This is a genomic window from Christiangramia sp. LLG6405-1 (assembly GCF_045055805.1).
In the GTDB taxonomy this organism is placed as follows: Bacteria; Bacteroidota; Bacteroidia; order Flavobacteriales; family Flavobacteriaceae; genus Christiangramia.
In genome coordinates this window covers 2,921,451-2,945,525 of sequence record NZ_CP159330.1, presented here as the reverse complement: position 1 = coordinate 2,945,525, position 24,075 = coordinate 2,921,451, and the positions used below count along the sequence as shown (strand labels likewise).

Annotated in this window: 30 protein-coding genes; 16 read left to right on the top strand and 14 right to left on the bottom strand. The window is 39.3% G+C overall.

The features are described from left to right. The first annotated feature begins 48 nt into the window (after positions 1-48). From ABVM50_RS13540 to ABVM50_RS13525, 4 genes are all read left to right on the top strand, one after another. Entirely contained in the window at positions 49-912 is an 864-nt protein-coding gene (locus tag ABVM50_RS13540; RefSeq protein ID WP_405199045.1) for an aldehyde dehydrogenase family protein, read from the top strand. Positions 913-931: 19 nt separating this feature from the next. Next, a complete protein-coding gene (locus ABVM50_RS13535; protein WP_405199044.1) occupies positions 932-1,456 on the top strand; it encodes an aldehyde dehydrogenase family protein in 525 nt (174 codons plus the stop codon). Between the two features lie 7 nt (positions 1,457-1,463). Next, positions 1,464-2,165, top strand: coding sequence for a nitroreductase family protein (locus ABVM50_RS13530; protein WP_405199043.1), 702 nt, complete (start codon positions 1,464-1,466; stop codon positions 2,163-2,165). 131 nt (positions 2,166-2,296) lie between these two features. Beyond that, the gene (locus tag ABVM50_RS13525; RefSeq protein WP_405199042.1) at positions 2,297-2,707 is read left to right on the top strand and encodes a hypothetical protein; all 411 of its coding nucleotides are present in this window, start codon (positions 2,297-2,299) and stop codon (positions 2,705-2,707) included. 29 nt (positions 2,708-2,736) lie between these two features. On the opposite strand, the gene ABVM50_RS13520 is transcribed toward ABVM50_RS13525, so the two are convergent. Continuing rightward, on the bottom strand, positions 2,737-3,735 hold the full coding sequence (locus tag ABVM50_RS13520) for an aldo/keto reductase (protein ID WP_405199041.1): 999 nt from the start codon (positions 3,733-3,735) through the stop codon (positions 2,737-2,739). Between the two features lie 168 nt (positions 3,736-3,903). On the opposite strand from ABVM50_RS13520, the gene ABVM50_RS13515 reads away from it, so the two are divergent. The 8 genes from ABVM50_RS13515 (at position 3,904) to ABVM50_RS13480 (ending at position 11,895) form a co-directional block, all read left to right on the top strand. Continuing rightward, positions 3,904-4,776 (top strand): sterol desaturase family protein, encoded by an 873-nt coding sequence (locus ABVM50_RS13515; protein ID WP_405200715.1) that lies wholly within the window; start codon positions 3,904-3,906, stop codon positions 4,774-4,776. 30 nt (positions 4,777-4,806) lie between these two features. After that, complete coding sequence (locus tag ABVM50_RS13510; protein ID WP_405199040.1) at positions 4,807-6,147, top strand: rhodanese-like domain-containing protein; 1,341 nt, start codon at positions 4,807-4,809, stop codon at positions 6,145-6,147. 210 nt (positions 6,148-6,357) lie between these two features. Further along, entirely contained in the window at positions 6,358-6,843 is a 486-nt protein-coding gene (locus tag ABVM50_RS13505) for an acetyl-CoA carboxylase biotin carboxyl carrier protein subunit (RefSeq protein ID WP_405199039.1), read from the top strand. A 31-nt stretch (positions 6,844-6,874) separates the two neighbouring features. Next, positions 6,875-8,317: an acetyl-CoA carboxylase biotin carboxylase subunit gene (gene accC / locus ABVM50_RS13500; RefSeq protein WP_405199038.1), complete on the top strand. Its 1,443-nt coding sequence runs from the start codon at positions 6,875-6,877 to the stop codon at positions 8,315-8,317. Between the two features lie 25 nt (positions 8,318-8,342). After that, positions 8,343-9,884 carry an acyl-CoA carboxylase subunit beta gene (locus ABVM50_RS13495; protein ID WP_405199037.1) on the top strand — a complete coding sequence of 514 codons (1,542 nt, stop codon included), beginning with the start codon at positions 8,343-8,345 and terminating at the stop codon, positions 9,882-9,884. 69 nt (positions 9,885-9,953) lie between these two features. Then, positions 9,954-10,856 carry an NAD(P)-dependent oxidoreductase gene (locus ABVM50_RS13490; RefSeq protein ID WP_405199036.1) on the top strand — a complete coding sequence of 301 codons (903 nt, stop codon included), beginning with the start codon at positions 9,954-9,956 and terminating at the stop codon, positions 10,854-10,856. A gap of 64 nt (positions 10,857-10,920) precedes the next feature. After that, positions 10,921-11,478, top strand: a complete 558-nt coding sequence (locus ABVM50_RS13485) for a YeeE/YedE family protein (protein WP_405199035.1) — start codon at positions 10,921-10,923, stop codon at positions 11,476-11,478. 3 nt (positions 11,479-11,481) lie between these two features. Beyond that, a complete protein-coding gene (locus tag ABVM50_RS13480; RefSeq protein ID WP_405199034.1) occupies positions 11,482-11,895 on the top strand; it encodes a YeeE/YedE family protein in 414 nt (137 codons plus the stop codon). 90 nt (positions 11,896-11,985) lie between these two features. Here the strand turns inward: ABVM50_RS13480 and ABVM50_RS13475 are convergent, their stop codons facing one another. From ABVM50_RS13475 to ABVM50_RS13455, 5 genes are all read right to left on the bottom strand, one after another. Next, positions 11,986-12,678, bottom strand: a complete 693-nt coding sequence (locus tag ABVM50_RS13475; protein ID WP_405199033.1) for a hypothetical protein — start codon at positions 12,676-12,678, stop codon at positions 11,986-11,988. Between the two features lie 94 nt (positions 12,679-12,772). Continuing rightward, on the bottom strand, positions 12,773-13,297 hold the full coding sequence (locus ABVM50_RS13470) for a nuclear transport factor 2 family protein (RefSeq protein ID WP_405199032.1): 525 nt from the start codon (positions 13,295-13,297) through the stop codon (positions 12,773-12,775). A gap of 4 nt (positions 13,298-13,301) precedes the next feature. Beyond that, on the bottom strand, positions 13,302-14,069 hold the full coding sequence (locus ABVM50_RS13465; protein WP_405199031.1) for a hypothetical protein: 768 nt from the start codon (positions 14,067-14,069) through the stop codon (positions 13,302-13,304). Between the two features lie 156 nt (positions 14,070-14,225). Then, complete coding sequence (locus ABVM50_RS13460; protein WP_405199030.1) at positions 14,226-14,918, bottom strand: LytR/AlgR family response regulator transcription factor; 693 nt, start codon at positions 14,916-14,918, stop codon at positions 14,226-14,228. 61 nt (positions 14,919-14,979) lie between these two features. After that, positions 14,980-15,618 carry a trimeric intracellular cation channel family protein gene (locus ABVM50_RS13455; RefSeq protein WP_405199029.1) on the bottom strand — a complete coding sequence of 213 codons (639 nt, stop codon included), beginning with the start codon at positions 15,616-15,618 and terminating at the stop codon, positions 14,980-14,982. Positions 15,619-15,774: 156 nt separating this feature from the next. Here ABVM50_RS13455 and trxB point away from each other — a divergent pair, with 156 nt between their 5' ends. Then, the gene (gene trxB / locus ABVM50_RS13450) at positions 15,775-16,767 is read left to right on the top strand and encodes a thioredoxin-disulfide reductase (protein ID WP_405199028.1); all 993 of its coding nucleotides are present in this window, start codon (positions 15,775-15,777) and stop codon (positions 16,765-16,767) included. A gap of 68 nt (positions 16,768-16,835) precedes the next feature. Here trxB and ABVM50_RS13445 read toward each other — a convergent pair whose 3' ends face one another. From ABVM50_RS13445 to ABVM50_RS13415, 7 genes are all read right to left on the bottom strand, one after another. After that, the gene (locus tag ABVM50_RS13445) at positions 16,836-17,138 is read right to left on the bottom strand and encodes a hypothetical protein (RefSeq protein WP_405199027.1); all 303 of its coding nucleotides are present in this window, start codon (positions 17,136-17,138) and stop codon (positions 16,836-16,838) included. Between the two features lie 77 nt (positions 17,139-17,215). After that, positions 17,216-18,058, bottom strand: coding sequence for a GIN domain-containing protein (locus tag ABVM50_RS13440; protein WP_405199026.1), 843 nt, complete (start codon positions 18,056-18,058; stop codon positions 17,216-17,218). Between the two features lie 213 nt (positions 18,059-18,271). Further along, on the bottom strand, positions 18,272-18,427 hold the full coding sequence (locus tag ABVM50_RS13435) for a hypothetical protein (protein WP_185739478.1): 156 nt from the start codon (positions 18,425-18,427) through the stop codon (positions 18,272-18,274). Between the two features lies 1 nt (position 18,428). Next, positions 18,429-20,201, bottom strand: a complete 1,773-nt coding sequence (locus tag ABVM50_RS13430; RefSeq protein ID WP_405199025.1) for a PspC domain-containing protein — start codon at positions 20,199-20,201, stop codon at positions 18,429-18,431. After that, positions 20,194-20,538 carry a PadR family transcriptional regulator gene (locus ABVM50_RS13425; protein WP_026915958.1) on the bottom strand — a complete coding sequence of 115 codons (345 nt, stop codon included), beginning with the start codon at positions 20,536-20,538 and terminating at the stop codon, positions 20,194-20,196. Before ABVM50_RS13425 ends, ABVM50_RS13430 begins: the two co-directional genes overlap by 8 nt. Then, positions 20,535-21,071: a DUF4870 domain-containing protein gene (locus tag ABVM50_RS13420; RefSeq protein WP_405199024.1), complete on the bottom strand. Its 537-nt coding sequence runs from the start codon at positions 21,069-21,071 to the stop codon at positions 20,535-20,537. The genes ABVM50_RS13425 and ABVM50_RS13420 overlap by 4 nt, the downstream gene beginning before the upstream one ends. 19 nt (positions 21,072-21,090) lie before the next feature. Then, positions 21,091-21,216: a hypothetical protein gene (locus tag ABVM50_RS13415; RefSeq protein ID WP_405199023.1), complete on the bottom strand. Its 126-nt coding sequence runs from the start codon at positions 21,214-21,216 to the stop codon at positions 21,091-21,093. A gap of 165 nt (positions 21,217-21,381) precedes the next feature. On the opposite strand from ABVM50_RS13415, the gene ABVM50_RS13410 reads away from it, so the two are divergent. From ABVM50_RS13410 to ABVM50_RS13400, 3 genes are all read left to right on the top strand, one after another. Next, positions 21,382-21,843 (top strand): DUF4442 domain-containing protein, encoded by a 462-nt coding sequence (locus ABVM50_RS13410; RefSeq protein WP_405199022.1) that lies wholly within the window; start codon positions 21,382-21,384, stop codon positions 21,841-21,843. 60 nt (positions 21,844-21,903) lie between these two features. Then, complete coding sequence (locus tag ABVM50_RS13405; protein WP_405199021.1) at positions 21,904-22,704, top strand: TIGR00266 family protein; 801 nt, start codon at positions 21,904-21,906, stop codon at positions 22,702-22,704. A gap of 134 nt (positions 22,705-22,838) precedes the next feature. Then, positions 22,839-23,036, top strand: a complete 198-nt coding sequence (locus ABVM50_RS13400; RefSeq protein WP_141877977.1) for a hypothetical protein — start codon at positions 22,839-22,841, stop codon at positions 23,034-23,036. Between the two features lie 27 nt (positions 23,037-23,063). Here the strand turns inward: ABVM50_RS13400 and ABVM50_RS13395 are convergent, their stop codons facing one another. Continuing rightward, positions 23,064-24,023, bottom strand: coding sequence for a LysR substrate-binding domain-containing protein (locus ABVM50_RS13395; RefSeq protein ID WP_405199020.1), 960 nt, complete (start codon positions 24,021-24,023; stop codon positions 23,064-23,066). Positions 24,024-24,075 lie beyond the last annotated feature (52 nt).

Here is a 24,075-nt window from a genome sequence, read left to right as displayed (position 1 = left end):
TAGAAAACTTTAAATTTAGAATGTTCCTTCAATTTTAAAGGCTACTCTATGACTGCACAAGAACTATCAGATCTACTAAAAATTCAGCAAAAGGCATTTACAAAGTCCCCTCCGGAATACGAACAGAGAATGGAGGCATTGGCCAGCCTTTCAGAAATGGTAGAAAAAAACCAGGAACGATTGATAGAGGCCGTTTCTCAGGATTTTGGACATCGTAGTGCTGAAGAAACGACCATCCTTGAACTTTTTCCTTTACATGATGAGATCAAACATGCCAGACGCCATCTTAAAAGCTGGATGAAAAGAAAATCGGTTCGCAGTTCATGGTTTCTATTACCATCTACGGCATACTATCAATTTCAGCCTTTAGGTGCAGTTGGCATCATGGGTGCATGGAATTATCAGATCCTGTTAACGCTGAGTCCATTGGTGGACGCAATAGCCGCGGGAAATCATGCAATCATTAAACCTTCAGAAATTGCTCCGGCATCGGCAGAAGTGATCAAGGATTTGATCAACAAGACATTTGATAGCTCTTATATCCACTGTGTCACTGGCGATGCAGAGCTTGCCAAGGATTTTTCGTCGCTCCCATTTGATCATCTATTCTTTACCGGTTCTACCCGCATGGGAAAATTGATCATGGCAGCAGCTGCACCCAATCTTACACCGGTCACGCTGGAACTTGGTGGTAAATCTCCAGCGATCGTTCACCAATCTTACGATCTGGAACTGGCTGCAAAGAGGATTTTGGCTGGTAAACTTTTCAATGCCGGGCAAACCTGTGTCGCACCAGATTACCTGGTCATGCCTGCAGATTTAAACGATAAGTTTATAGAATACAGTAAACAGGTAGTAGAAAAGTTTTATCCAGATATCGCGAATAACAAACAATACTCCTACTATAATTAGTGATAAACATTTTAAACGTTTGACATCGTTACTGGAAGACGCTAAACAAAAAGGTGCAGAAATTATCGAATTATGTGAAACTCATGAGCTGCCTGAAGGAATGATGACTCCAAAACTGGTCTTTGGCGTTGGCAGTGATATGGACATCATGCAGGAAGAAATCTTTGGTCCGCTATTGCCCGTATTAAACCTTGATTCTGTGGAGGAAGCAATCGATCATGTAAACGCGAATGCGAAACCTCTCGCGCTTTATTATTTTGATGATAACCAGGATCGTATAGATCATCTTTTAAAATTTACGCTTTCAGGTGGAGTGACCATTAATGATAATATTTATCATTTAGCGCAGCATAGACTACCTTTTGGCGGAGTGGGAACAAGCGGAATGGGCCACTATCATGGTTTTGACGGTTTTAAAACCTTCTCGAAAAATCGAGCGGTCATGCAGCAGAAGAAATTCGCTGCCACAGATATTCTGCATCCTCCTTATACCGATATTAAAAAGAAACTAATAGGCGTCATGGGAGATATTAGCAAAGTTTAAAGTTTTTATGGAAGGAAAATTAGAAAAGAAAATAGTTGAGGTAAACGGATTCCCGCACATTCCCTTTTATTCTGAAGAGTTTACCGAGACCGAAATGCTATTGAGAGCAAGAAAGTATTATGCAGAACTTTCTGCGCGAAGATCTGTCAGGCATTTTTCAGATCGACCCGTAGCGAAAGAACTTATTGAGCAATTGATCCTTTCTGCTGGAACGGCGCCTTCAGGAGCACATAAGCAGCCCTGGAAATTTTGCGCGATCTCTTCCGAAGAAATCAAACGGAAAATTAGAATCGCTGCAGAAGAGGAGGAGCAGGCAAATTATAATAGTAGGATGAGTGGACAATGGCTGAAGGATCTGGCACCACTGGGAACCGATACCAATAAGGAGTTTCTGGAGATCGCCCCCTGGATCATTGTAGTTTTCAAGGAAGCCTATGAAATTGGAACGAAAGAAGAAAAACTTACGAATTACTATGTAAATGAGTCGGTTGGGATCGCTTGCGGAATGCTAATCTCTGCTATTCATAATGCCGGACTTGTCACTTTAACGCACACTCCCAGTCCTATGAACTTTCTCTCAAACATTCTTAAGCGGCCAAAGAATGAAAGGCCTTATTTATTATTGCCGGTAGGTTATGCAGCGAAAAATGCGTTGGTACCGGATATCGATCGAAAAACGCTATCACAGATCACAGAGTTTTATGAATAAAAAAACGCCGTATCTGTAGGGTGATACGGCGTTCAATTTTAAAAACCTGTAAAATCTAACCGCTTACAATGTAGATGAAAGCTCAAAAACCGAAAGTAACATTTGTTACAAAACCTAAACTAATCCATTAAATGCCAGTTATATACATACAACGTGATTCAGAATGGGCAAATAAAATGAGAAATTTTGAGCTATATCTTAATGGAACAAAGATTGGTGATATAGGCGATCATGAAACAAAGAAGTATACGGTCCCTCCAGGTGTTTATAGTCTGGAAGCGAAGATAGACTGGTGCGGTAGTCAGCCGCTTGCTTTTACACTTGGTAAAGATGAAAGCGTCCAAATACAGGTTTCAGGATTTGTGATGTCAAAATACTTTATGCCCTCTGCGATCCTTATCGCTTTATTATATTTCTTTCTGTACTTAAAATATGACTATAATAGCCTTGTTCTTGGGGTGATCTTAATGGTGTTACTAGGTTATTTGATATTTTTCCTCAGTTTTGGAAGGAACTATTACTTAAGGCTGGAACTAAAATAAAAAACCCCGGTCGATGCCGGGGTTAATAATCATTCTGGAGTTTCACATCTGCTATCGATGAGGTTCCTCTCTTTGAGTTCCTGCCAGAAACCTGATGGGATCTTAGCATCAAAAGCTTTCATGTTTTCTTCTACCTGCTCCGGCTTACTGGCACCTGCCAGCACCGTATTTACAACTTTAGGAGCATAAGAGAATTGAATGGAAGCCTTACTTAGATCTACGTCATAATTCTCTGCAACCTCTTTCATTCCGTTTAGCTGCTTTACTTTATCATCAGGCATTTCTCCACCATAATTATAGCGCTTCTGTCCTGATAACAGACCAGCACTAAATGGTGCAGCAGCAATCAGCCCCACATTGTGTTTCTCGATCACCGGAAATAATTCATCCAGCGATTTTTTATGATCGATCATGGAGTACTGAATAGCAGATAGGAACAGATCAGGATCTGCATCTGTCTCTTCGAGTGTCTTTACTATAGGCTCTATGGTATTTACTCCAAGACCCCATCCTTTGATAATTCCTTCTTCACGCATTCTGGTAAGTTCTGGCATCGCACCAGTTCTGGCTACTTCAAAATGATTCAGCCAGGTTGTACCATCTTTATATTCATCATTATGATCTGGAGAAAGATCATGGATAAATACATAATCTATGCTTTCAACTCCCAGTCTTTGTAAACTGTCTTCTACAGATCTTCTCACAGCTTCCGCCGAATAGTCATATTCATAATCGAAAGGAGCAGGTTCGTTCCACATTGTTTCCGGCTTATTTCCATTTGCCTTTAGTAATCTGCCTGCTTTGGTCGTAAGAATATAATCCTCACGTTTTTTGTTATGCAGAAAATGTCCAAATCTTCGTTCACTTAATCCCAATCCATACCATGGAGAGGTATCATAATAACGTACACCTGCATTCCATGCTCCTTCAAGGGTTTTTTCTGCTTCTTTATCGCTAAGTACTTTGAAACCGTTTCCAATGGCTACACCACCTAGTCCGAACTTTTGTTTTAAAACTTCTCTACTCATAATTCATTTTTTTAGCAGTATAAAATTAAGCAAAAGCTATAGCCTGAAAGGGATGTTTAACGCACTCTAACATACAAGGTTTTCGTACGTTAAGGTTCTCAAAAAACAACTGTAACCAATGTTACTTCCTATCCCACAAGATATTTCTATTTTTGTAAGGCAATGAAAGTGGAGAAATATCTAGAGATCATCCAGAGTTCTTTTTCAGGGTATGCAAATTACCTCTGGAACGAGATCACCAGTCCTACCTGGACCAGTTATTTTTACTGGCTTATAGGTTTGTCCCTTCTGGTTTGGACGTTAGAGGTATTGATCCCCTGGAGAAAAGAGCAGAAACCAATACGTAAGGGATTCTGGCTCGATTCTTTTTATATAGTATTCAATTTTTTCCTGTTTTCTCTTATTGGGTATAATGCGCTGAGTAATGTCGCCGTCGAGATATTCAATGATTTTCTGGGACTTTTCGGGATCAATAATATTGTTGCTTTTCAAATAGATCAACTACCAGCCTGGACGCAATTACTAATTATGTTCGTGATCGCCGACTTTATTCAGTGGAACGTGCACAGGCAGTTGCATCGCAGGACATGGTTATGGGAGTTTCATAAGGTACATCATAGTGTAAAGCAAATGGGTTTTGCGGCACAGTTCCGGTTTCATTTTATGGAAACCATTATCTATAAAACTGTACAATATATTCCACTGGCTATGATTGGCTTTGGGATACAGGAGTTTTTCGTGGTACATATGTTTGCGGTATTGGTAGGTCATTTAAATCATGCGAATCTAGGTTGGGGCTACGGACCGCTGGGATACATTTTTAATAATCCAAAAATGCATATCTGGCATCACAGTAAAGAATTGCCAAAGGACAGACCCTTCGGAATGAACTTCGGGTTAAGTCTTAGTATCTGGGATTATCTCTTTGGTACCGCCTATATTCCGAAGAATGGAAAACAAATAGAATTAGGATTTCATGGAGATGAAAATTTTCCGGAGACTTTTCAAAGTCAGACCCTGTATCCTTTCAGAAGAAAATAAAATTTAAGAACAATAAATAAAGATCATATTATGGATATAAAGCAATTTAAAGACGAACCACTGGCACATTACTCTTATGCTATTGTGAGTGAAGGTAAAATGGCGCTGGTTGATCCATCCAGAAACCCGATGCAGTATTATTCTTATGCTGAATCCAAGAATGCTAAGATTGTGGCTATTTTTGAAACACATCCACATGCCGATTTTATTAGCGGACATATGCAAATTCACCAGGAAACGGGTGCGACGATATATACCAGTGAAATGGTGGGAGCAGATTATCCTCACCAGGGATTTGATGATGGTGACAGTTTTGAAATAGGTAAGATCACCTTTAGTGCGATCAATACCCCAGGACACTCTCCAGATAGTATTACGGTAGTGGCGAAAGAGGACAAAGACACTGCACTATTTACCGGGGATACTTTGTTCATTGGAAATGTTGGTAGACCAGACCTTCGGGAAAAGGCTGGCAATATGACTGCTAAACGTAAGGAACTGGCAAGTGATATGTATCATACGATCAAGAATAAATTTACAGATCTTCCAGATGATGCGCTGGTATATCCTGCGCACGGTGCAGGTTCTCTCTGCGGAAAGAACATGAGCGATGATTCTTCCAGTACGCTTGGAAATGAAAGACAGGGCAACTGGGCATTTAAAGAACAGACGGAAGAAGAGTTTATTGAGGAAATACTGAAGGATCAGCCATTCATTCCTAGTTATTTTGGTTTTGATGTAGATGTGAACAAAACCGGACCAGAGAATGTACAGCGTACAAAATGGTCTAATGAAGTACGTCTTTATGTGACTGAAAAAGAAGATGAAGATATGCTGGTAGTAGATACCAGGGACGAAGAAACCTTTAAGAACGGTCATCTTTCCAATAGTATCAACATCATGTGCCGTTCAGAAAAAGATAAGTTTGAAACCTGGTTAGGTGCGATCGTTAAACCGCAAGAAGCATTTTACCTGGTTATAGAATCTGTAGACCAACTTGAAGAAGTACTGGAAAGAGCTGCCAAGATTGGTTATGAAAAGCAAATCAAAGGCGTTTATACGCTTGGAGAAGATCTTTCAGTAGAAAGCAGGGAATTTGACCTGGAAGATTTCAAAAACAACCAGAACAACTACACGATTGTGGATATTAGAAATACCAGTGAAGTGAATGAAGGTAAGTTCTTTGAAGATGCTATCGCCGTTCCTTTAAATGAACTTAGAGAGGAACATATCGAGATTCCTTCACACAAACCGGTAGTGGTTCATTGTGCCGGAGGTTATAGATCTGCTGCAGGTAGTAGTATTCTTGAAAATATCTTTGAAGCCACCCGGGTGTATGACCTTAGTGATGATATCAAGGAATTTAAATAATAGTAACTAAATTCAAAATTAGAGCTTGGGAAATTCCCAGGCTTTTTTATGGAAAGCTGTGAAATTTTTAATGATCGGCTTTAAATCGAGAAACCTTTAGATAGAAGTTTAAATATTTTGGGCATTTTTTGATATTTCAGCAATAGAAATTGCTTTGTAATTTTTCTATATTTACGCTCCTACGGTTAAAATCAATACATAAACGTATTTATGGATAAAAAATACAAGGTTAAAGTAAATGAAGATTTTGAGTTCGAGTTCAGCCAGGAAGAGATCGCTGCACTGGATACCCAGAAAACTTCAGAAGCACATTATCATATCTTAAAAGATAATCGTTCCTTTTCCGCAGAAGTCTTTAAACCAGATTTCCTTCACAGAAAATATGATATTAAGATCAACTCCAATATCTATTCGGTAAGGATCAATAATGATCTGGACCAGTTGATAGAGGAGATGGGACTTTCATTAGGTAGCTCTCAGCAAATAAACGATATCAAGGCACCTATGCCGGGACTTATTCTGGAAGTAAATGTAAAAGAAGGCGATGAGGTCAAGGAAGGTGATTACCTGCTGGTTCTAGAGGCCATGAAAATGGAAAATACACTTACGGCACCCAGAGATGGCGTGGTGAAATCTGTTAGCGTGAGCAAAGCAGATACGGTAGAAAAGAATCAGTTATTGATCGAAATGGAATAATGATAATATTCAAAATTTCAGGATTAGAAATATGAAGAAAATATTAGTAGCAAATAGAGGCGAGATCGCGCTTAGAGTAATGAAAACTGTAAAACGTATGGGTATAGATACGGTTGCAGTTTATTCTGAAGCAGATAGAAATGCACCTCATGTTCGGTTTGCAGATGAAGCGGTTTGCATTGGACCTGCGGCATCCAGCGAATCTTACCTTAAAGGAGATAAGATCATTGAAGTTGCCAAACAACTCGGTGTAGACGGGATTCACCCAGGTTATGGATTCCTTAGTGAGAATGCAGGTTTTGCAGAAGCTGTGGAAAAAAATGGGATTACCTGGATTGGTCCTGGTAGTAAGGCGATCAAGGTAATGGGAAGTAAGCTTGCCGCGAAAGATGCGGTAAAAGCCTACGATATTCCTATGGTTCCCGGGATTGATGAAGCGATCACCGACACTGAAAAAGCAAAGGCAATTGGAAGAGATATTGGCTTTCCAATTCTTATCAAAGCCTCTGCCGGTGGTGGTGGTAAAGGAATGCGTGTTGTCGAGAAAGATGAAAACCTTGAAGACCAGATGAAGAGAGCGATCAGCGAAGCTGAATCTGCTTTTGGCGATGGTTCGGTTTTTATCGAGAAATACGTTTCTTCTCCTAGACATATTGAAATACAGGTATTATCTGACACTCACGGTAATTATTTACACCTGTTCGAAAGAGAATGTAGTGTACAGCGTAGACACCAAAAGGTTGTAGAAGAAGCACCTTCTGTAGTTCTTGATGATGAGTTGCGCATTAAAATGGGTGAGGCAGCTGTAAAAGTTGCCAAGGCCTGTGATTATGTGGGTGCTGGAACTGTAGAATTCTTGTTCGATGAAAACAGGAATTTTTATTTCCTGGAAATGAATACAAGATTGCAGGTAGAACATCCTGTAACCGAATACATCACGGGTGTGGATCTAGTTGAACAGCAGATCAGGATCGCTCGTGGGGAAGCAATTGCTTTTAGCCAGGATGACTTAAAGATCAAAGGGCACGCCATGGAACTCCGCGTTTATGCTGAAGATCCTCTGGAAGATTTTATGCCAAGTACGGGAACCCTTGAGAAATACCAGATTCCGCAGGGAGAAGGAATCAGAATGGACAATGGTTTCGAAGAAGGAATGGAAGTGCCGATCTATTATGATCCTATGCTTGCAAAACTGGTAACCTACGGTAAAACCCGGGAAGAAGCGATCGAGGTTATGATCAAAGCGATCGATAATTATATCGTGGAAGGTGTTTCGACGACACTTGCCTTCGGAAAATTTGTTTTCCAGCATGATGCCTTTAGAAGCGGTGATTTTGACACCCATTTCGTTAAGAAATATTATTCACCGGAAGCGCTGAAAGAGGAAACAGAACAGGAAGCCAGACTGGCAGCATTACTGGCGCTGAAACAATATTTAAAAGATAAGGAACAGCTAAGGCTGCCTTCAAACTAATTCTATATAATTCAGAATCATACGAATGAGTCAGAATCTAGAAAAATTAAAAGAAAAAATTGCTGAAGCCCACAAGGGTGGAGGTGAGCAAAGAATAGCCAAGCAACACGAAAAGAAGAAACTTACCGCGAGAGAGCGGGTAGATTATCTTCTGGATGAAAATTCCTTTGAGGAGATCGGTATCCTGGTGACCCACCGTACGACCGACTTTGGAATGGAAAAGCAGAAATTCTATGGTGATGGGGTTGTTACAGGTTACGGGACAATTCATGGAAGACTTGTGTATGTATTTGCACAGGATTTCACGGTTTTTGGAGGTTCACTTTCAGAAACTCATGCCGAGAAGATCTGTAAGATCATGGACATGGCTGTAAAAGTTGGAGCACCGCTAATTGGACTAAACGATTCCGGAGGAGCAAGAATCCAGGAAGGGGTTAAATCTCTCGGAGGCTATGCTGATATCTTTCACAGAAACGTAAAAGCTTCAGGAGTAGTTCCTCAAATTTCAGCTATTATGGGACCTTGTGCCGGCGGCGCTGTGTACTCGCCCGCTATGACCGACTTCACCCTAATGGTAGAGGATACTTCCTATATGTTCGTTACCGGTCCCAACGTGGTGAAAACGGTAACTAATGAAGAGGTGACTTCCGAAGAACTTGGAGGAGCCAGCACACATTCTACAAAATCTGGGGTTACTCATGTGACTGCTGCAAACGATATTATCTGTCTTGAAAACATCAAGCAATTGATAAGTTACATGCCGCAGAATAACAAAACTGCACCGGAAAAACTGGAATTTAAATTAGGTGATGAACACAGGGAAATACTGGAAAGTATCGTTCCAGACAGTTCCAATAAGCCTTATGATATGCATGAAATCATTCATGGTATCATAGACGCTGATTCGTTTTTCGAAATTCACAAAGATTACGCCGAGAATATTATTGTTGGTTTTTCACGAATTGGAGGACGTAGTGTCGGGATCATTGCGAACCAGCCTATGAGTCTTGCGGGAGTTCTGGATGTAGACGCTTCTAAAAAAGCAGCGAGGTTCACCAGGTTCTGTGATTGCTTTAATATTCCGCTATTGGTGCTGGTTGATGTACCAGGTTTCCTTCCGGGAACAGATCAGGAATGGAACGGGATCATCCTGCATGGTGCAAAATTATTATATGCATTGAGCGAGGCGACCGTTCCAAAAGTTACGGTGATTACCAGGAAAGCTTATGGAGGCGCTTACGACGTAATGAATTCTAAACATATTGGAGCCGATCTTAACTTTGCGTGGCCAACTGCGGAAATTGCGGTAATGGGAGCAAAGGGAGCTTCGGAAATTATCTTTAGAAAAGAGATCTCACAGGCAGAGGATCCGGAAAAGAAACTGGCAGAAAAGGAAGCTGAATATGCTGAAAAATTCGCCACTCCTTTTGAAGCTGCACAACGTGGCTTTATCGATGAGGTGATCATGCCAAAAGATACCAGAAGAAAATTGATACGTGCATTTAGTGCACTGGAAAACAAGGCGGTTTTAAGACCGGATAGAAAACATGGCAATATTCCGTTATAGGGAATGTCAAATTACTTATAAATGCTGAATGAAAATTCAGCATTTATTTTTTACTGAAATTTGAAGATTATGAAATTTAATAAGATCGTTTTAGTGGACTATACGAAGATGAACGATGAGTCCATAAATAAGCTGAAGGAATATTCAGAAAACGGGGTAAAGGTATATGATGATTACCCTGAAGATGAGCAGACAATTATAGAAAGGATTGGTGATGCAGAAGCGATTATCGTATCCTGGCATACTCAAATCACTGAAACCATCATAGACTCCTGTTCCAGCTTAAAGTATATAGGAATGGCTTGTAGCCTATACGACGATGAATCGGCAAATGTGGCGGTGAAGTTCGCCCGGGATCGTAGGATCGAAGTACGCGGGATTCGCGATTATGGAGATCCAGGGGTAGCTGAATTTATAATTTCTGAATTGATTCAGTTATTAAATGGTTATTCGGGTAAACAATGGAAAGACATGCCCCGGGAGCTAACCGATCTTAAAATTGGGATCGTAGGTCTGGGAACTACCGGAAAGCTGCTGGCAGATTGTTTAAAGCCATTTGGAGCAGACTTATACTATCATAGCAATTCCAGGAAACAGGATTATGAGGAGAAAGGTTTGACTTATCTTGAATTACCGGAATTAGCAGAAACCTGTGATATTGTAAGCTTCCATTTGCCAAAAAATACTCAGGTAATGACTTCGGAATATTTTCAGAAGTTTGGAAATTCTAAAATTATCATCAATACCAGCCTGGGGCTTCCTTTTGAACTGGACAGCTTCAGTAACTGGATAGCGCAGGATTCCAATTTTGGGATCTTCGATGGTGATGGAGGGAAAGAGCTTTCCGAAGAAATAAAGAAAAGAGATAATGTGATCGCCCACGATAAAAGTGCAGGCTGGTCGTCCCAAACTCTTGTAAGGCTTTCTGAAAAAACACTACAAAACCTGGCAGACTTTTGCGAAGACAGATAGTGTAACCATTGTTACTTAATTATCGGTGCACTTCTCGCATCTTTGCAATCAATAAAAAATAATTATGGATCTAATTTTTCAGGGTTGGCCCTGGTATGTGGCTGGACCGCTTATCGCACTCATTATGTTCCTCCTCATTTTTATGGGGAAGCAGTTTGGAATGTCTTCGAACCTTCGAACTTTATGTACCATCTGTGGAGCAGATAAATCTGCCGGCTTTTTTGATTTCAACTGGAGAGCTCAAAAGTGGAATCTTGTGGTGATTGTTGGAGCCGCCATTGGTGGTTTTATTGCGATGAACTTTTTGACAGTAGATCCTGCAGTGACCATTAATCCAGATACGGTCGCAAACCTTAATGAACTGGGATTTGCCAGTGCAGGTGAGGCATATCTTCCAGATGAATTATATGGTATAGAAGCACTTACAGACTGGAAAGCGCTTAGTATCCTTATTATTGGAGGATTTTTGATAGGTTTTGGTGCTAGATGGGCTGGTGGATGTACTTCTGGACATGCAATTTCAGGACTTAGTAATTTACAGTTGCCTTCGTTGATCGCTGTAGTTGGATTTTTTATAGGTGGATTATTTATGATCCATGTGTTGTTCCCTTTAATTTTTTAAGAGATGAGAGTAATAGGATATTTAGTAATAGGAATCATGTTCGGTATTGTGATGTTTAAGTCTGAAGCAGCTTCCTGGTTCAGGATCTACGAGATGTTCAGGTTCGAGTCATTCCATATGTATGGTATCATAGGTTCTGCTTTGGTTATTGGCGTACTTGGGACTTTACTGATCAAGAAAAAAGGAATGAAGGATGTTCAGGGTGAACCAATCACTTTTCAGCCAAAGGAAAAAAGCTTCAGTAGATATATGTATGGCGGAATTATTTTTGGATTGGGATGGGCGCTTGCAGGAGCTTGTCCGGGTCCAATTTATACACTTATTGGTGCAGGTTATGTAGCCGTGATCGTAGTTTTCCTGGCAGCAATGCTTGGAACCTTTGTTTACGGACTTTTACGTGATAAACTTCTGCATTAATCATTAGACTATAACAAGAAAAAGCTTGCTGAAATTTTAAATCTCAGCAAGCTTTTTTAATTAAATCTAAACTCTGGAAATAAGCTCTGGCTAATTCACTTTCTCAGCCTTCATATACAATTCCTGAGCCCTTATTTTATCTATCGTTTTTTTACCTTTTTCAGCAACAGCTTTCCACTTTTCAGAATTATGGATCTTATCATAGGTAGCTGAATCTGGCCAGACACCTTCCATAAAATAGCTGTAATCATTATTCTCAGCGATTTTGTACAAATGATAACCGGCTTCCGGGTATCCTTCTTCACTAATCGCATGATTCATTTCCTTAAGGAAATCACTTACTTGCTTCTCGCTAACATCATCCGGAAGCTTGAATAAGTGCAGACTTTTTTTACCAGCTGTTTTGGTATTGTTCTTTAGTTCTATCTGAATTACTTCAAACGAATTATTACCAATGTTCATAGGTTCGTGTTTGGTTTTGTCCACCCATAAAACATCTCCGCTATTTCCCTGCATTTTAAGCGTCTTTCCCTCACCGGTTTTCATACTTGCAGTATGCTCGGTAAGAAACACGGCTACTCCTTCAGGATGCGTATGCATTTTTGAGGATTCCCCGGCATTGTAGTTAATTCGAAGAACTCTAACCTGGTCATTTTCAAGTTCTACCTTGTAATGTTCAGGATCGATCTTTATCGCATCCTGTGCATTTATTGTTATTACTGAAAACAGGAAGAGTAAGGTAAAAACCTGAATTCCTGAATACTTTAAAGATATTATATTCATTGTTTAGATAGATATTGATGATTTTATATTTCTAATATCAGCAGACTTTGCTAAAACACTTCATTAGAACTTTAAAGTTCTTGCCTACAAATTACTACTCGATGGAATCCTGCATGCTACGTGTTTCTTCCAGCATTCTAAGAGCATCGTTCATTCCGGAATTATTGAAATAGAGATATTCTTTTACAATCTTTCCATCCTCAAATCTGGCGGTTATATGCACCGGGATCACGATCATTGAATCATTTTCTGCGATCGTACCTTCCCATTCTCCCCAGAAATTAACCCAGGTTTCACCGGCATCTGTCACCACCATTTCAAATTCATTTTCAGAATCCACGAAATCATAGGAAGAAAGTGCCGAGTTATTCTGCTTATGCATAGCTACCGCGGCAGATACATCTATTGATTCCCGACTATTATAAAAAAGTTCTACGCTGTCTGCGAAGTGGGATTGATACTCCTCCCATTCTCCGTTCTCATAATTCTGCAGAACATTTTTAAAAGTGTTGATCTGTTCTGAATCCTGCGTGTACCGGATCTTTTCTTCCTCCTTATTATTCTGATCACAGGAAATAAGGAGAAATATGCATGAAAATAAAATGAATAGATTTTTCATAATCTTAATTTTCAGCCTGGTAAGAGATCTCTGGTTTTACGTGTCCTGTAACAACTTCACGTTTAGAGAAAACTTTCTGTATTTCTGAAGATAGTTTTTCACCCTCTTCACCAAGTAACTCTCCATTCTCTTTTCTCATTTTTTCTACGGAAGCAGCATCTTTACCAGATACAGCTACCATAAAATAGGAATCCATAGTTCCGAAGCCACTTCTATAAAGTCGGTAGTAAGCTTTTGAATCTTTATCTTCATATAGTTTCTTGGCAGCTTTAGCCATCTCCACAGCTTTATCCATTTTTCCTGGAGGAATATGATAAAAGACAAGTTCTCTGTAGTTCATGCCTTCCATACTTTGGTCCATACCTTCAGGCATATAGGAATGCTCTTTATCAAGATTTAGGATATAATCTCCGTGTTTGGTAAAAGTTTCAGCAAAAGGTTCAAAGAGCTTTTCGAAAGCTTCTTCGCCCATTTTTTCCTGCAGGTCTTTGAAAGGATTTTTATCCAGTTCCGCAAAATTGTCAATTTCCGTGAGGTACATTACGCGATTATCATCTGCCTGAAACGCCAGCCATTCCATTCCCTCCATATTGTGCTCTTTAGCAGCTTTCAGTAAGGCTTTGTCGGCTTCAATATGCTTATCCATCATACCGTCTTTAACGCGATCTTCGTGAACAACATACATTTGATAATTATCACTTTGCGCGGTCAATAGACTTGTGGAACATAGCGCAAGAGTCAGGAGAATCGAAAAGGATCGTAGTAATTTCATTTGGTCTGGTTTTTTATGGTTAATAACCTTGAATTTAACAAGTAATCCATTGTATATGAGTAGTTTCTGGACGTAACCAGGCTAAAAATGTCCGGGAGTAGCTAAAAAGTTTCCGAAGATAAAAAATTTGAAGATAAGGAGGATGGAGCTACAACGCTATATGACCTGTAAATGTTGAAATAGCTCTAGTCTCATGTTTTTACTAAGTGGAAGTGTATGAGAAGCGATGAGGACATGATTGCTTCCTATCTCATCGATATGGGAGAGATTGGCAATATACGATCGATGAATTCTTAAAAAACGTTTATCGGTAATTTTGTCGTTGACCTCCTTCAGGGAACAAACCAGAAGGAATTTCTTATTTCTGGAATATACCTTACAATAATTACGGTCTGCTTCGATATAGTGTATATCATCAAGCGAAATTCTTACCATGGTATCATGGCAGCGAACAAAGATGCGGTCTTTCAGAATAAGTTGACAGTCTGTTTTCGCTGGCTTCTTTCTTAGTCTCTCAAGCGATTCTGAAATCTCCTCTTTGAATAATTGTTTCTGTTCTTTCAGTTTATTGAAAATTAACTTCTGAAGAGACTTTGTTTTACCTCCGTTGAAATACAGGACTGAATGATCTCCTTTTGACTTATTGGATTCAAACCCATTTAGTTGACCTTTAAGATGATCTTCCATCAAAATAAGATCTGGTGCATCCTGTTCTATAAAATTAAGTGCATCTTTTGCTCTAGAGAATATACCTGTGATTTGATAGCCCAGTTTATTAAGCCGTAAAGATAACTTTGCAGCCATGGGAATGTTGTTTTCAACAATAATGATCTTCGCTTGCCTGGTCATTCATCAAAAGTATACTATAAATATACTGAAACTATTGATAACCAGAGGAATATGAGCGGTTTTATCTTATTCTTGAACTTCCGGGGGAAGTAGGATAGAAGGAGGGAAGTGTGATTTTATATTTTACAACAACGAGTCTTATACTAATTACCGTAAGCGCCGTAGCGAGGTAAATTACGTCCGCGTTCATTCCCAGGTCGTAAAGGGTGACATAGGCAAGCGCTCCAATAAGGCAGGCGGTTGCATAGATCTCTTTTCTAAAGATCACCGGAATTTCATTACAGAGAATGTCCCGTAGAACACCACCAAACGTTCCAGTCATGGCGCCAAGTGCTACAGAAATTATTGGATCAAGACCGTTCTGTATTCCGGTTTCCACTCCGGTAATAGTGAAAACACCAAGTCCTATGGTATCAAATAGAAAAAGTGATTTCTTTAAATAATTCAGTTTATTTCTGAAGACGATCGCGAGAATTGTTACGGTACCAATAAGGTATATGTACATAATGTTTTCCATCCAGGTAACTGGTGTATCACCAATTAGAATATCTCGCACAGTTCCACCGCCAATCGCTGTAACGAAGGCAATAATAAAGATACCGAAGAGATCAAGTCTACGGTTCATGGCAGATAATGCCCCGGAAATCGCGAATGCGATCGTACCAAGGATATCCAGGATGCTGAACAAACTTATTTCCATACTTGGCAAAGGTAGTTTTATCTTTTAAATTTGCCTGATTGTGTGATAGTTTCGTGCTTATTTTAGCTTCCTATTTAGATATAGATTAAGTTAATATCTATTTTTGTAAGTTTTAGTGCAAACTACCTACTTTTATAACATAGAAAATCAAAAGACATGAGTGATACTATCGAGAGAATAAAATGCCTTATCATAGGTTCAGGTCCTGCAGGTTATACCGCAGCGATCTATGCCGCAAGGGCAGATATGAAACCAGTTATGTATACCGGAATGGAACCAGGCGGACAGTTAACTACTACTACGGAAGTTGACAATTTCCCAGGTTATCCTGAAGGTATCGATGGTCCAAAGATGATGATGGATCTGCAACAGCAGGCTGAACGTTTTGGCACGAAGGTGAGAATTGGAATGATCACTGAAGTTGACTTTTCTAAAGAAGTAGGAGGGATCCACAAAGCTCTTGTAGATAATAAGACCTGGATCGAGGCTGAAAGTGTAATCATATCTACCGGGGCAACTGCCAAGTATTTAGGTCTACCTAGTGAGCAAAAGCTTAGAGGTGGAGGAGTATCTGCATGTGCAGTATGTGACGGGTTCTTTTATAAAGGCCAGGATGTAGCCATCGTAGGTGGAGGTGATACCGCTGCTGAAGAAGCTACTTACTTATCTAATATCTGTAATAAAGTGACCATGCTGGTGCGTAAGGACTATATGAAAGCTTCTAAAGCAATGCAGCATCGTGTGGAAACTACCAAGAACATTGATCTTCGCTACAATACAGAAGTGGATGAGATCCTTGGAGAGCAGGTAGTAGAAGGACTTAGAATGGTGAATAACCAGACTGGAGAGAAGGAAGAAATCGATATTACAGGATTCTTTGTTGCTATTGGACATAAACCAAATACCGACATTTTTAAAGGCTGGTTGACAATGGATGAAACAGGTTATGTTATTACCGAGAGTAAGACGACCAGAACTAATATTCCAGGGGTTTTCGCTTCCGGAGATGTTCAGGATAAAGTTTACAGACAGGCGATTACCGCTGCTGGCACAGGCTGTATGGCAGCATTGGACGCTGAAAGATATCTTGCGGAAATTGAGGTTGAAGAAGATATAGAAAAACCACAAACAAGACCTGAGACAGTTTAATTCAGGTAGTATATAAAAGAAAAAAGTCCCGCAATTGCGGGACTTTTTTTTGATACTAGCTTAAGATCTTAATTGTCGGTCTTCACCTTTACTTCTCCATCATCAACCTTGATCTTGGTTTCTGAACCATCGGCTCTGTCAACTTTTTTCTTATACTCGCCGTCATCCTTTTTGATCTTGATCTCGTCTCCTTCCGGAGTTTCGATCTTGATCTTGTCTCCGCCATCTTTAACTTCAACTTTATTATCAGGATCCTCCATCATTCTTTCAACTTCAGTTTTCTCTTCTTCTGTATCTTCATTTTCTCTACAAGACACTAAAGCCAGAGATAGTAGCAATACAAGTACAATATTTTTGGTAATAAGTTTCATCTTTCTATTAGTTTATTTTGGCTGCAAATGTATTCAATCCACTTATTCATAATGAATTAAGGATCAAAATTTAGCATTTATTTAAACAGACCTTTGCTGAATTCTTTTTTGGACAAACTTGCTTCATCTGAAAATTGTAAGAGTTTGATCACCGGTGTATTAAATACTTCGATCTCACTTTTTCCTGAAGCAGTAATATTCAACGTATCACTCACATTTACTTTTGATGATGAACCTCCCTGTGCCAGCACTTCAGTTTTGAAGCTGCTAAAATTTTCACCGTCAAATTTAGATGATTGGTCTGCTCTTAAGTTGAAGGTTTGGGTTTCGCCATCTATTCTTGCAGATGCTTTTTCATAAATATCGATCTCAACATCAGGAGCATTCAATAGTGCCTCAACCTTGGATGATTGATTTAGCTGACAGACAATTTCCTGGGCTGTTACATTCAGTTCAGCTTCTGCATCATCCTTGTGGATAAAGTTAAATTTACTTGCCGTAAGTGTTAGAAAAGCTTTCGCGTCCTTGCCTGTTTCAAGCTTGAAATCTTTTACATAAAGATCCTGCAGAGATTCTAGTTCCACATCATCGCCTATAAGTATACTTTTTAAAGTATCAGAAAAAGTAATTCTTAATTCCTGTTTCTTGGTACGGGAAAGTTTTTTAATAGGTTTAATATAAAGTGTTCCATCGAGAACTTCAGTCATAATGAGATCATGAATATTATCATCGGCCTCAATCTCGATCATGGATCTTCTTCCCTTTAGGATTCCGACTTCAAATTCTCCTTTGATCTGGATCGAGTGAAATTTTTCGAGATCATATTGTTCGGTTTTTACGTTTCGGCTACCTTTTACCTTGTCCTGGGCATTGCAACTGCATAAAACGATTAATAGTAATAATGGGATTTTTTTTAGCATAACATTTTTTCTTGATAGATCTTTCGGTTTTAGCCGATCAGATACTTTTTTGCAAAAGATAGGACTAATTATTTCAAAGCCTGTAAAGCAGAGAGAAAAATCACGGTAATCGGCGGTTAGAACTGCTTTTCTTCGTTAGATCCTGTATTTCGTAACAGAAGAGTTTTCAGAAGAATTAAAGAAAAAAGCCTCCACATGGGAGGCTTTAATTCTTCAACTATCCAGAATCTTCTGATAATTTTCCAGCTTCTGAAATATTTCAGTACTGTTAAGTGGTTCTTCAATATCCACAGTTTCCTTGTTTACGGGCTGAATATATAATACCAGTCCTACAAAAAAGCTGATGACGAGGTTGATTAGTGAGCTCATACTAGTTTTGTATTTGTACTCCGTTACTGTCTATTCTTACACGGTCGCCATCCTTATCCTGGATTTCCACGCCGTTATCATTCAGTCTGATATTAACTTCTTCACTATTTACGTCTACTCTTGCATTAAAGTCATCTGAAGTGTCATAATCATCTTCCCAAGTATCTTCTCTATCCCAGTCACCATTATCGTCATCCCATACATCTTCTACAGGACAATCTTCACAGCTGGTGCCGCCGTCGATGATCTTTAGAAAATGTTCTTCTTCGCCATTATGTAAAATGTCTTCGTAAGAATCGGTATTTCGGTGAAACGTAGAAGTATTATCATCAGCATACAGGGTGGTGCCTTCAGGAAGATATAACGTGATTTGTACTTCCTGATCTCTGTAACCAGACTTTGCTTCTGTTATAAAATAACTATCCAGCAATAGTTCATTTCCTACCAGACTGCGACCGTAACGTATTGCCTTGGCTCGGTCTCTGGCTTCGTTGTAGTTTTTACCTTCAGCCGACTTCAATATCTCCATTTTTCCTACGGAATCTCTGGTCGATCTAACGATAAGCCTGATATCATTTCCAACGATCATTTTAGTGTCTTCTTCATATACAATTCTGAAGTCTGATGATCTTCTGGTTCTGTTACTCATTTCAGGATTATGCTTCATACGCAGGTAGATAGTATCTGCTGAAGTTACCTTTAAAGTTTCTGTGGTTGCAACCTCACCGTCGAATGCACGATTGGTCGCCTGGCTTATACCAATTACTGATAGTCCAATGATCGAGATTAACCAGACTCCGAGTAATGTTAGCAGGGCAATTCTACCAACAGATCTTAAGTTTCTTACCAGTATCTTCAATCCAAGAACGAACAGGAAGAAGAAGGGGATCCCAACTGCAAAGAATACAAGCAGTGAAGTAAGCCATATAGGAGCGCCACTATTCACCACATCTATATATTCAGTCCACGGTGCATCAACGATCCCGAAAGTGCCTACCGCAAATAATCCTACGAATAGTGCAATTAGAGTTGAACCGGCGAAAAGGATTAGGATGATCCCGATGAATTTTACAAATAGTTTCAGACAGAACTTGATAATATTCCCTAGAGTGGTTGCTGCAGAGTTTGCTCCAGCAGACGCCCTTTTCCCGAACTTATCATAGTCAACATTTTTTATACTGTCTGAAACATCATGAAAACCCTCACGAATCTTCTTTTCGATGTTACTAACCGTTACTTCTTCACCGCGCATGGCAAGTTTATCTGCCGTAGTTTTTGCTTCCGGAACAAAGATCCAGAACGCAATGTATATCAATAGAAAACCACCACTGGAAAAGATCGTAAGCAATACCCAAAGCAATCTTACCCAGATCGCATCGATCGCCAGGTAATGACCAAGTCCTGAAGACACGCCACCTACGAATCCATTTTCAGTATCACGATATAGTTGCTTTCCACGAGTTCTTGCAGACCTGTGCGTGGCCGTTGGTTCATCTTCGAAGATCTCCTCATCGACCATATAATCTTCAGGTTGCCCCATGATCGTGATAACTTCTTCTACTTCTTTAATGCTGATAACCTGCCTGTCATTCTTCACTTTATCATTGAACAATTCAGCAATACGAGCTTCGATATCTGAGATGATCTCATCACGACCCTGCGTATTTGAAAACGAATGCCTTATAGTCTCCAAATATCGTTGAAGTCTGGCATAGGCATCCTCATCTATGTGAAAGAAAACGCCGGCAAGATTTATGTTAACTGTCTTATTCATGATTGTTCTTTTTTTGAGTGGTTACGATGTTAACGGCAGTTTGTAATTCATTCCAGGTACCCGTTAGTTCCCTTAGAAATATTTTTCCTGTTTCGGTAAGTCCGTAATACTTACGTGGCGGCCCGCTTGTTGATTCTTCCCAGCGATAATTGAGAAGTCCCGCATTTTTTAACCTGGTTAATAAAGGATAGATCGTACCCTCAACTACCAGCAATTTTGCGTCTTTTAATGTGTCCAGAATTTCTGCCACATAGGCATCTTCGTCTCTTAGAACTGAGAGAATGCAATATTCCAATACACCCTTACGCATCTGGGCTTTGGTATTTTCAATCTTCATAGTGTTTGTTTTTGGGTGTCATTAAACTGTTCATTTTTTGATTGATGATTTTGATGATTTGCTTCATACGGTTTGTCCGAACTTAAAAAATTGATGGTTAGCGGGTAGCTGTACTCTTTTCCTTCGTTTGCTGAAAGACTTGCAGAGATGACTGCAAAGATCTCCAGAACAAATAGTCCAAGTAATAATATTCCCAGAATACCCATGATGATGATAAAGGGTAATGCTTCTGAAAACTGGTTCACTTCAAAAGAATCGTTAGTCATTAGAGGTTCTACTAAATTGAATTTTAATGCAAAATACAAGAAGGTGGCACCTCCAATGGCTACCAGTAATACCGTATAAAGAAAAGTGCTGATTTGAAAATTCAAAGCATTTCTCCCATGGCGATCGACAAATGCATCTTCTTTCTGGCTTAACCAGAGTAGCATGGGGAATATGAAATTACCCAGTGGTATGAAATACTTCGTAAATACCGATAGATGGAGTACGGTAGTTAGAGTACGGTTTTTATGAGCGCTAGTGTCCAGCACGATTAAAGATTTAAAACTATTAAAAAATGATCGTGCTGAAAACGTACACGTAAATGGCGAAAATGGTAATAGAGATCTTGATTCTATCTGCTAATGTTCCGGGTAAAACGCTTGTGACTGACTGTTTTTTGATTGATTTTTTCATGATGTTTTAATTTTGATGATCTTATACCTATTAGGTTCTTATGCAAATATATATCTAAAAGAAGGTATTATGCAAAGCAAAGTACTAAAAGTTAACAAATATTTAAGAATTACGGTCTCATTCTTATTTCATATTTTTATGAAAATTTGATAATAAACTCTGCTCATGAAGCTAAATCCCTCAAAATTGAATTCTTTTCTAATGCTTAAACTTCCAAGTGCCTGGTTGTGTGGTGTTAGAGTTAAACATATAGATGAAACCGAATGTGCTGTTGGTGTTACCCATCGATGGATCAATCAAAATCCTTTTAATTCCATGTATTTTGCTGTGCAGGCTATGGCTGCAGAGCTAAGTACTGGGGCTCTGGTTATGGGGAAGATCCAGGAATCCGGTAAAAAGATCTCCATGTTGGTGGCCCAGAACAAGTCAATTTTCTCGAAGAAGGCTACTGGAAAAATAAGATTCACCTGTCATGATGGACAGAAAGTGAAGGAGGCCATTGAGCGAACGATTGCTACTGGAGAAGGACAAACCATGTGGATGAAAGCAATTGGTCTAAATGAGGAAGGCGTGGAAGTTTCGGTTTTTGAATTTGAATGGACTGTTAAACTTAAACAAAGAAAGTAACACTCAACTTAAAAGAGCTACTCATCATATAGAATAAACATCAATCAAAATTTAATCATTATGAATGCACATGAAATAGATTACCAGATATTTGGAGAAGAAATGCAATATGTGGAGCTTGAACTCGATCCACAGGAAGCGGTCATTGCCGAGGCTGGAAACTTTATGATGATGGATGATGGCATTCGAATGGATACCATATTTGGTGACGGATCGAAGCAAAATGAAGGTTTCCTTGGAAAGGTCCTTGGAGCTGGAAAGAGATTACTAACCGGGGAAAGTCTGTTCATGACCATCTTCTCCAACGAGATCCAGGGAAAGAAACGTATAAGCTTTGCCTCACCTTATCCTGGCAAGATCATTCCTATAGACCTCACTCAATTTAATGGAAAATTCATTTGCCAGAAAGACGCTTTTCTATGCGCAGCCAAAGGTGTGGCTATTGGTATAGAATTCAGTAAAAAGCTTGGTCGTGGATTCTTTGGAGGTGAAGGTTTTATCATGCAGAAAATCGAAGGAGATGGAATGGCATTTGTTCATTCTGGTGGGACCATGGCCAGAAAAGAATTGGGTCCTGGTGGGAAGTTAAAGGTCGATACCGGTTGTATCATAGGTTTTACCCAAACCATAGATTATGATATAGAATTTGTAGGTGGAATTAAAAATACCATATTTGGTGGAGAAGGTTTATTCTTCGCTTCCCTTACTGGTCCGGGTACGGTTTATATCCAGTCATTACCATTTAGCAGGCTGGCGAATCGTGTATTACAGGCAGCGCCTCAAATGGGTGGAAAGGATAAAGGTGAAGGTAGTTTGCTTGGAGGAATCGGTGATGTATTGAGCGGAGATAATAGGTTTTAATTTGTTAAAAAATTAACACTTTTGATTCAGTTATTCTTTTAATAACTATATTGTTATATCCAAAAATCTAAATGCTTATAAGAATATCTCTACTCTTATTTTAAACCTAATCTTTAACCTAAATCCTTCAAAGTATGGCGAGAGCGATGTTTGAATACACCAAAACGATACTTGATAAAGTAAGTTTTGATACAAACTTGTTCTGTAGAGAAGTTAAGAAAGCGATCGATAGATTGCTTCCACATGAGATCGAAGAGTTACGACTCTGGATTCTCGCACTAACCAAACAGAACCCCGAATTAAATCAATGTTTAATTTATTTGAACACTTAAATAAAAAGCGGCTATTAGCCGCTTTTTTTAGTTCTTCTGAAAATCCTTTTTATGATTTAAAGGACTTATGATTTTTACATTCTGATAGGTTATTGCACCTTTTACCACACTGGCAATAGTACTGCGTAATGCTTCTATGATTTGCATTTTTAATTCACTACGATTATAGATCAAGCTCACTTCCCTCGCAGGAACCGGATCGTTGAACATCCTTAAGTTCTTTTTTTCAGAATCTTTAAGTTCTAAAGTGTGCAGGTAGGGTAGAAGCGTCATTCCCAGACCTTCATTTGCCAGTTTTATCAGGGTTTCGAAACTGCCGCTTTCCAGTTGAAGCTGATCGCCATCGTATTCCCGGTTCGCTTTGCAAAGATTGATGATCCCATCCTTAAAACAATGACCATCTTCCAGCAGTAGTATCTTATTGATATCAAGACTATCTATATCGATTTTCTCATTGGAATGCATGTCCATTTCCTTCGGAATATAAGGAACAAAGGGCTCGTAATAAAGCACATTTTCTTTGATTCCGTCGATTTGAAGCGGAGTAGCAGCGATTGCCGCATCCAGATGTCCTTCCTTTAGTTTTTCAATGATCGCTTCCGTATGTAGCTCTTCTATTTTCAATTTTACCTTCGGAAATTTCTTCATAAAATTACCTATGAACATAGGTAACAATGTAGGCATAATCGTAGGGATCACTCCTAATCTGAATATTCCGCCAATAAATCCTTTTTGCTGATCAACTATATCTTTAATTCGATCGCTTTCGTTAACAATGTTTCGAGCCTGTTGAACGATCTTCTGCCCAACTTCTGTCAGCTGGATCGGCTTTTTGGTTCGGTCAAAAATAGTAATATCCAGTTCTTCTTCCAGCTTCTGGATTTGCATACTCAGCGTTGGCTGGGTTACGAAAACTTTTTGAGCGGCCTTTGTAAAATTCTTATGTTCAGCAACAGCTAATACATAATGCAACTGGGTAATTGTCATTTGAATAGATTTGAACTACAAAGGTATAAGATTTTCTTATTCTAGATAGTCT